Here is a 6,751-nt window from a genome sequence, read left to right on the forward strand (position 1 = left end):
ACGTACACCGTACGTAGTGCGGTACGGTAGGTCGCATGACAACTACGTACGGTGTACTTAGTGAAGGTCTGGAGAAGCGCTACGGCGATGTCCACGCGCTGCGGGGACTCGATCTCGCGGTTGCCGAGGGCACCGTCTGCGGAGTACTGGGGCCGAACGGCGCGGGCAAGACCACCGCCGTCCGGGTCCTCACCACGTTGACACCCCCGGGCGGCGGCAGCGCCCGGGTGGCGGGCCACGACGTGGTGCGCGAGGCGGGTGCGGTGCGCGCGGCGATCGGCGTCACCGGGCAGAACGCCTCGGTCGACGGTGAGCTGTCCGGCCGGCAGAACCTGCGGCTCTTCGCGAAGCTGCTCCGGTTCCGCGGCGAGGCCGCGCGCACCCGCGCCGACGAGCTCCTGGAGCGCTTCGAGCTGGCGGAGGCCGCCGACCGCCCGGCCCGCACCTACTCGGGCGGCATGCGCCGCCGTCTCGACCTCGCCGCCAGTCTGCTGACCCGCCCCCGGGTGCTGTTCCTGGACGAGCCGACCACCGGACTCGACCCGCACAGCCGCAACCAGATCTGGACGGCCGTACGGGAACTGGCCGGCCGGGGCACGACCGTCCTGCTCACCACGCAGTACCTGGAGGAGGCCGACCAACTGGCCGACGACATCGTGCTGATCGACCGGGGCCGGGCCGCCCACCGCGGAACCCCCACCGAGCTGAAGGCCCGCATCGGCAGTTACGCCGAAGTCGTCGTCCCCCATGATTCGGCGCTGGTCCCGGCGGCAGCCGTACTCGATCAGCTCACCGGCACCGAACCGGTGCTCGACCACGAGCGCCGCACCGTGGGCGCCGTCACGACCGACACCACGCTCACCCTCCCCCGCATCGTCCGCGAACTCGACGCGGCGGGCGTAGCGCTGGTCGACGCGAGCCTGCGCCCGCCGACGCTCGACGAGGTCTTCCTCCGCCTGACCGGCCGCAGCGACGGCCGCACCTCCCCACCCCTGAAGGAGACGGCAGCATGAGCAGCATCGCACCGGCCCACGAGCTGAACGCCACACCGGCCACGAGCACCCCGGTCGCCGACGCCCTGGCCATGCTCGGCCGCCACCTCCAGCGGATCAAGGCCGCGCCGGGCGTCATGATCCTGACCCAGACCATGCCGATCACGATGCTGCTGTTCTTCGGCTACGTGTTCGGCAGCGCCCTGGCCATGCCCGGCCAGGAGTACCGCGCCTTCCTGGTGCCGGGTCTGCTGGCGGCGACGGCGGCCAACGGCATCATGGTCGGGATGTTCCAGGCCTCGCAGGACTGCCACCGCGGGGTGATGGACCGGCTCCTTACGCTGCCGATGAGCCGGACCGCCGTACCGTTCGGCCAGACCGCCGCCGATCTGGTGACCACGGCCATCGGCATGATTCCGCTGATCCTCGTCGGCCTCGCGGTCGGCTGGCGGATCGAGGGCGGCCTGCTCGCCGCCCTGGGCGCCTTCGGGCTGCTGCTGCTCCTGCGGTTCGCCACGTCATGGCTGGGCTGCTGGCTGGGGCTGCTGATCCGCAACGAGGAGGTCGCCGGCCAATTGGGCAGCGCCACCTTCATCCTGCCGCTGCTGTCGAGTGCGTACATCCCGACCGACAACCTGCCGGGCTGGCTGCGGACGGTCGCGGAGTGGAACCCGATCAGCGCGATGGCCTCGGCCACCCGCGAACTGTTCGGCAACGCGTCCCCGGCGGCCGACGCCGCCTGGCCGGTCGCCCATCCGGTGGCCGGGACGCTCTCCTGGTCGGTGGTGCTCCTCGCGGTGTTCGTGCCGCTGGCCGTACGGCGTTACGCGCGCGGCGGCGAATGACCGCCACGCTCCGCGCTCACCGAGGCGGCACGGTGGGCCGACCCGGGGCGCCGGGCAGACCGATGGGCCACGGCAAACACACCGAAGCGCTGCTGCGGGCTCCGGGGAGACGGGAGAGCGGACAGCAGCGCAGCGCCGGGACGGTGAGATCGTCCGACCGGCCCGAGCGGGGGCAGCTGGACGATGAACCCTGGCCGGGGAGAGCCCGGGCGGTGGACCGTTGGGCGGTCGTGACGGGCCGTCGGGTCAGTGGCGGCTGCCGAAGAGCGAGCGGCGCAGTCGACGCAGCGGCGCGAAGAGGGAGACCCGCGCGCTCTTGCTCCGACGGCGATGGGCGGCATCGCGCGAGGTGAGCTCGCGCATCAGCAGCGTCGCCTCCGCGGACTCCCGCTGCGGGACGGCGGGTCCGCCGAGCACCGCGAGATGGCGGTCGAGGCGCGAACTCGTCGCGCTGCTCCCGCATGTGATGGCAGGCACACGCGGCCTGCTGCGCATCGTTATCTGTTCCATGTCACTCCCCACCCGTACGAGGGCACCCGGCCCGGGCAGATTAACCCTATCCCCCCGCGACGACACTCGTGTATCCCGGTCGCAGGATTGAGCACACACATACGGAGGTTGACACACCCACTCCGAATCCACCCGATTCCAGGGCGAGTTGGACAGAACGGAAGTGGTTCGCCGGCAGCGATCGACAGGGTGCCGGACGGAGACCCCTGCGGACGGGGGCCTCCTGCCCGTCGGACGACCGGACGGGCCCGGCGCAGGTACTGGGTGGGGGGTCAGGCGGCCGAGGCGAAGGCGGGCAGGTAGCCGCCCGACTGTCCGGCCGCGGTGGGGTGGTACGACTCACCGATGTTGAGCCAGTTGAGACTGTGCAGCCAGGCGTCTCCGGAGCAGATTTCGTGCCCGGTGAACTTCCCCGCGACACCGGTGAAGGTGAAGCCGTGGTCGGCGGCGCGCTTGGCGGTCGCCGCGTTGAGGTAGTCGGCGGCGTCGTTGATCGCGGCGCGCACCTTGTCGCTCAGACCGACGACACAACTGCCGCCGATCTTGTAGAAGCGCGGGTAGCCGAGGACGACGACACGCGCGGACGGCGCCTTGGCACGTATCGCCGAGTACACCGAGTCGAGGTTGCCGGGCAGGGTGGTGTCGACATAGCTGCGGGCCGTGGCGATCCGGCTGAGGCAGGTGGCCTCCGACTGCAGGACGCAGGTTGTCATGACGTCGGCGAAGCCCGCGTCATTGCCGCCGACGGAGATCGAGACGAGGTCGGTCGAGGAGTTGAGCGGGCCGAGCTGGCCGGCCTTGACATCACTCGTACGGGCACCCGAGCAGGCGGTGAAGGCGAAGGACGAGGGCGAGTTGGCGGCGGCCCAGAGCTTGGGATAGGCCTTGGTGCTGCGCTTGCAGTCCCCGCTGGCACTGTCGTAACTGCCGGATCCGACACCCGAGGAGTACGAGTCACCGAGGGCTACGTAGTCGACGGCCTGAACAGACGTGGCGGCGTTGGCGGTGGCCGCTCCGGTCAGAGCGAGCACGGCACCGAGCAGGAGCGAGGACGAGAACGCCACGAGTCTGGACATCTTCATGGAACCTCCCTTGGACCGACCGGCAGGATCTCCGCCGGTCTGCCGTGTCCGTGGTAGCAGTAGGCACGCTCCAATTGGAAGTGTCCATGCCAAGTTGCTCCGACGAGTTCTCCTGTGCGCCCCCTTGACGCCGTGTCATGTCCGTAATTGCCCCGCTCGAGCGGGGCGGAAGGTGATGAAACCTGGGTGCGCGGGATGCCCTCGTGCCGGATCATGGGCGCCATGTCTGCCAACCCTGAGTCCGCTCTGCCGATCCGGCTCACCGTCGACGACAGCGATTCCCCGTCCGATGTCGTCGACGCGCTGTTTCTCGGCCGCTTCGCGACGGGCGAGCAGCCGTACTCGCACAGCTCCTCCCTCGACCGCGTCAAGACCGGGGCCACTTTGCTGCCCCCGGCCGCCAAGGTGTTGCGTGCCGCCCGTGACGACGACCGCAGCGCCACCCTCGCCGAGGGCGACGGCTGGACGCTGCTCATCTCACGGTGGAGCCGCGGCGCCGACGTCACGGTCACCGCGACCAGCCCGGAGCTTGCGCAGCGGATCCTCGGCCAGGCGACGGACGGCGCCCGGGACGAACCGGAACCGCAGCCCGAGAACGTGACGATGGGCTTCTGGTACGTGTCCCCGCGCCGCGGCCCGTACCGCACCACCCGGCAGATCGCCGCCGGCACCTGGGACGAGGTCCGCGACAACTACACGGCACCGGTGGCCGATGCCATGGACCGGCTGATGAAGGTCACCCCCGACGACATCGCCGGCCGGCTGCTCCTGCTGCACGGCCCGCCCGGCACCGGCAAGACGTCCGCACTGCGCACGCTCGCGCGCTCGTGGCGGGACTGGTGCCAGGTCGACTGCGTGCTCGATCCGGAGCGGCTCTTCAACGACGTCGGCTATCTGATGGACATCGCGATCGGCGAGGACGAGGGCACCGCGAAGGGCCGTTGGCGGCTGCTGCTCCTGGAGGACTGCGACGAATTGATCCGCGGCGAGGCGAAGCACACGGCGGGCCAGGCGCTGTCCCGGCTGCTGAACCTCACCGACGGACTGCTGGGCCAGGGCCGCAACGTGCTGGTGGGGGTCACCACCAACGAGGACCTGGAGCGACTCCACCCGGCCGTGGTCAGGCCCGGCCGCTGCCTCGCCAGGATCGAGGTGGGCTCACTGACCCGCAAGGAGGCGGTGGCCTGGCTGGGCACGGAGGAAGGGCTCGGCCGCGAGGGGGCCACGCTCGCCGAGCTGTACGCGTTGCGGCGGGGCAGCAGTCCCGCGTCGGTACCGAAGCAGGACTCCGGCGCGGACGCGGGCCTGTATCTCTGAGCCGCCGTTCAAGCCCGTCCGGCGATGGACGACGAACCGGCCGCCGGACGGCCCCGGGCCGGAGCCCCGGCCCACGTCCCGCCTCAGCGCGGCTCGTACGCCGCCCGCAACGCGTCCTCGGCCAGGGACAGCGCGTCGGCCCGCGACAGGCCCAGCCGCCGCGCCTGCTCCGCGTACTCCTGTGCGGCGGCCGCCGCATGGCGTTCCGCCGCATCACCGGCGGCGGCGATGAACGTGCCGTTGCGGCCACGGGTCTCGATCACCCCGTCGGCCTCCAGCGCCCGGTACGCCTTGGCGACGGTGTTCGCGGCGAGGCCGAGCTCCTCGGCGAAGCCGCGTACGGTCGGAAGCCTGAAACCGACGGGCAGCGCGCCGGAGCGGGCCAGTTCGGAGATCTGCGTCCGCAGTTGCTCGTACGGGGCGGTACCGGCGTCCGGATCAAGGGCGATCTTCAAAGTCACCCGCCGATTGTCCCCCACCGCCGGAAAATCAGGGGCGACCGATAGGCACCCACGCGTAACGTCCGGCCCATGACTGTCCTCGTGCGCGACTTCCTGCCCGCCGACGCGGAGGCCTGGGTGCGGGTCCGGCGCGCCGCACTGCCCTACATGGTGACGACGCCCGAGCAGGTCGCCTTCGATCTCGCCTCCGCCCATCCCGACAAGCGCTACCGGCTGCTGGTCGCCGAGAAGGACGGAGAGCTGATCGGGACCGCCCAGGTCGGCCTCGCCCACGACAGCCCCGAACCGGGCCAGGCGTTCTGCAATCCGTACACACATCCGGACCGCACCGGGCTCGGGGCGGGTGGGCTGCTGCTGAACACGGCCGAGGAGCATCTGGCGCGGGAGGGCGCGGTCGCGGTCTACAGCTGGGTGCTCGACACCCCGGCGAACCGCGCCTTCGCCGAGAAGCGCGGCTACGCACCGAGCCGTTCGGCGCACTTCCTCCGCCTCGATCTGGCCGGCGGGTCGCTGCCGCCCCAGCAGGATCCCCCGGCCGGCGTCGAGCTGCGCACCGGCGCGGACTTCGCCGACGATCCGCGCCCGCTCTTCGAGGCGGACGCCGAGACCACGGCCGACGAGCCGAGCGACACCCCGGCCGAACTGTCCGACTATGAGGACTGGCTCCGGCAGATCTGGCGCCATCCCGGACTCGACCACGAGCTCACCTCGGTCGTGGTGGTCGACGGCGAGGTGGCGGCGTTCAGCGCGGCGCAGACCGACGGACTGACCCGCTACATGTCGGGGATGACCGGCACCCGCCGGGCGTACCGCAACCGGGGCCTGGCCAGGCTCGCCAAGAACGACTCGCTGCACCGGGCGCGCGCCGCCGGATACACGGACGCGTACACCGGGAACGACGCGGAGAACGCCCCGATGCTGGCTGTCAACCGGTGGTTCGGCTACGAGATCTGTGCCACGGAGGTGCGGTATGTCCGCAAGCTCGGCTGAGACCGCGCTGACGGTCGCCCTGGTGAAGGCCGGACGGACCAAGATCCGCTACCCGGCGGATGTGGTCCGCGACGACGGCACCCGGGTGACGGTGCGTGCACCGTGGGCCGCGCCGGGGGTGCGTGACTTCGGCTTCGTACGGTTCGAGCCCGGCGATGTGTTCACCGAGCACTACTGGCGCGATCGCTGGTTCGCGGTGAAGGAGGTCCGTACCGGAGCGGGTGAACTCAAGGGCTGGTACTGCGACGTGACCCGTCCCGCGGTGCTGCGGGACGGGGAGCTGCTGGTCGAGGATCTGGACCTGGATCTGTGGGTGTCGGCGGACGGCACGTCCGTACTCCGGCTGGACGAGGACGAGTTCGAGGAGAGCGGTCTCGCCGGACGCGATCCGGCGGCGGCCGGGGCTGCCCGCCGCGCCCTGGACGAGCTGGAACACCTGGCCCGCTCGGAGGGTCTCGCGACGCTGCTGGCCTGACCGGCCCCGGGTCCGGGTCCGGGTCCGGGTCCGGGTCCGGGTCCGGGTCCGGGTCCGGGTCCGGGTCCGGGTCCGGGTC

General features: G+C 71.3%; 8 protein-coding genes. 5 read left to right on the plus strand and 3 right to left on the minus strand.

All coding sequences use genetic code 11. The features are described 5' to 3' along the window. Positions 1-35 precede the first annotated feature (35 nt). Together ACFU8Q_RS08370 and ACFU8Q_RS08375 are read left to right on the plus strand one after the other, a co-directional pair. A complete protein-coding gene (locus tag ACFU8Q_RS08370; protein WP_384449619.1) occupies positions 36-1,013 on the plus strand; it encodes an ATP-binding cassette domain-containing protein in 978 nt (325 codons plus the stop codon). 71 nt (positions 1,014-1,084) lie between these two features. Beyond that, on the plus strand, positions 1,085-1,837 hold the full coding sequence (locus ACFU8Q_RS08375; protein WP_384449635.1) for an ABC transporter permease: 753 nt from the start codon (positions 1,085-1,087) through the stop codon (positions 1,835-1,837). Positions 1,838-2,083: 246 nt separating this feature from the next. Here the strand turns inward: ACFU8Q_RS08375 and ACFU8Q_RS08380 are convergent, their stop codons facing one another. Together ACFU8Q_RS08380 and ACFU8Q_RS08385 are read right to left on the minus strand one after the other, a co-directional pair. Further along, positions 2,084-2,347, minus strand: coding sequence for a hypothetical protein (locus ACFU8Q_RS08380; RefSeq protein ID WP_266745309.1), 264 nt, complete (start codon positions 2,345-2,347; stop codon positions 2,084-2,086). Positions 2,348-2,619: 272 nt separating this feature from the next. After that, positions 2,620-3,429: an SGNH/GDSL hydrolase family protein gene (locus tag ACFU8Q_RS08385; protein ID WP_384449622.1), complete on the minus strand. Its 810-nt coding sequence runs from the start codon at positions 3,427-3,429 to the stop codon at positions 2,620-2,622. Positions 3,430-3,624: 195 nt separating this feature from the next. Here ACFU8Q_RS08385 and ACFU8Q_RS08390 point away from each other — a divergent pair, with 195 nt between their 5' ends. Next, positions 3,625-4,746 carry a DUF5925 domain-containing protein gene (locus ACFU8Q_RS08390; protein ID WP_384449638.1) on the plus strand — a complete coding sequence of 374 codons (1,122 nt, stop codon included), beginning with the start codon at positions 3,625-3,627 and terminating at the stop codon, positions 4,744-4,746. Positions 4,747-4,829: 83 nt separating this feature from the next. Here the strand turns inward: ACFU8Q_RS08390 and ACFU8Q_RS08395 are convergent, their stop codons facing one another. Beyond that, positions 4,830-5,207: a GntR family transcriptional regulator gene (locus ACFU8Q_RS08395; protein ID WP_384449624.1), complete on the minus strand. Its 378-nt coding sequence runs from the start codon at positions 5,205-5,207 to the stop codon at positions 4,830-4,832. 69 nt (positions 5,208-5,276) lie between these two features. On the opposite strand from ACFU8Q_RS08395, the gene ACFU8Q_RS08400 reads away from it, so the two are divergent. Together ACFU8Q_RS08400 and ACFU8Q_RS08405 are read left to right on the plus strand one after the other, a co-directional pair. Continuing rightward, positions 5,277-6,197 carry a GNAT family N-acetyltransferase gene (locus ACFU8Q_RS08400; RefSeq protein WP_384449627.1) on the plus strand — a complete coding sequence of 307 codons (921 nt, stop codon included), beginning with the start codon at positions 5,277-5,279 and terminating at the stop codon, positions 6,195-6,197. Then, entirely contained in the window at positions 6,178-6,672 is a 495-nt protein-coding gene (locus ACFU8Q_RS08405; protein WP_384449630.1) for a DUF402 domain-containing protein, read from the plus strand. The genes ACFU8Q_RS08400 and ACFU8Q_RS08405 overlap by 20 nt, the downstream gene beginning before the upstream one ends. Positions 6,673-6,751 lie beyond the last annotated feature (79 nt).

The organism is Streptomyces sp. NPDC057543, from assembly GCF_042801895.1.
Classification (GTDB): Bacteria; Actinomycetota; Actinomycetes; order Streptomycetales; family Streptomycetaceae; genus Streptomyces.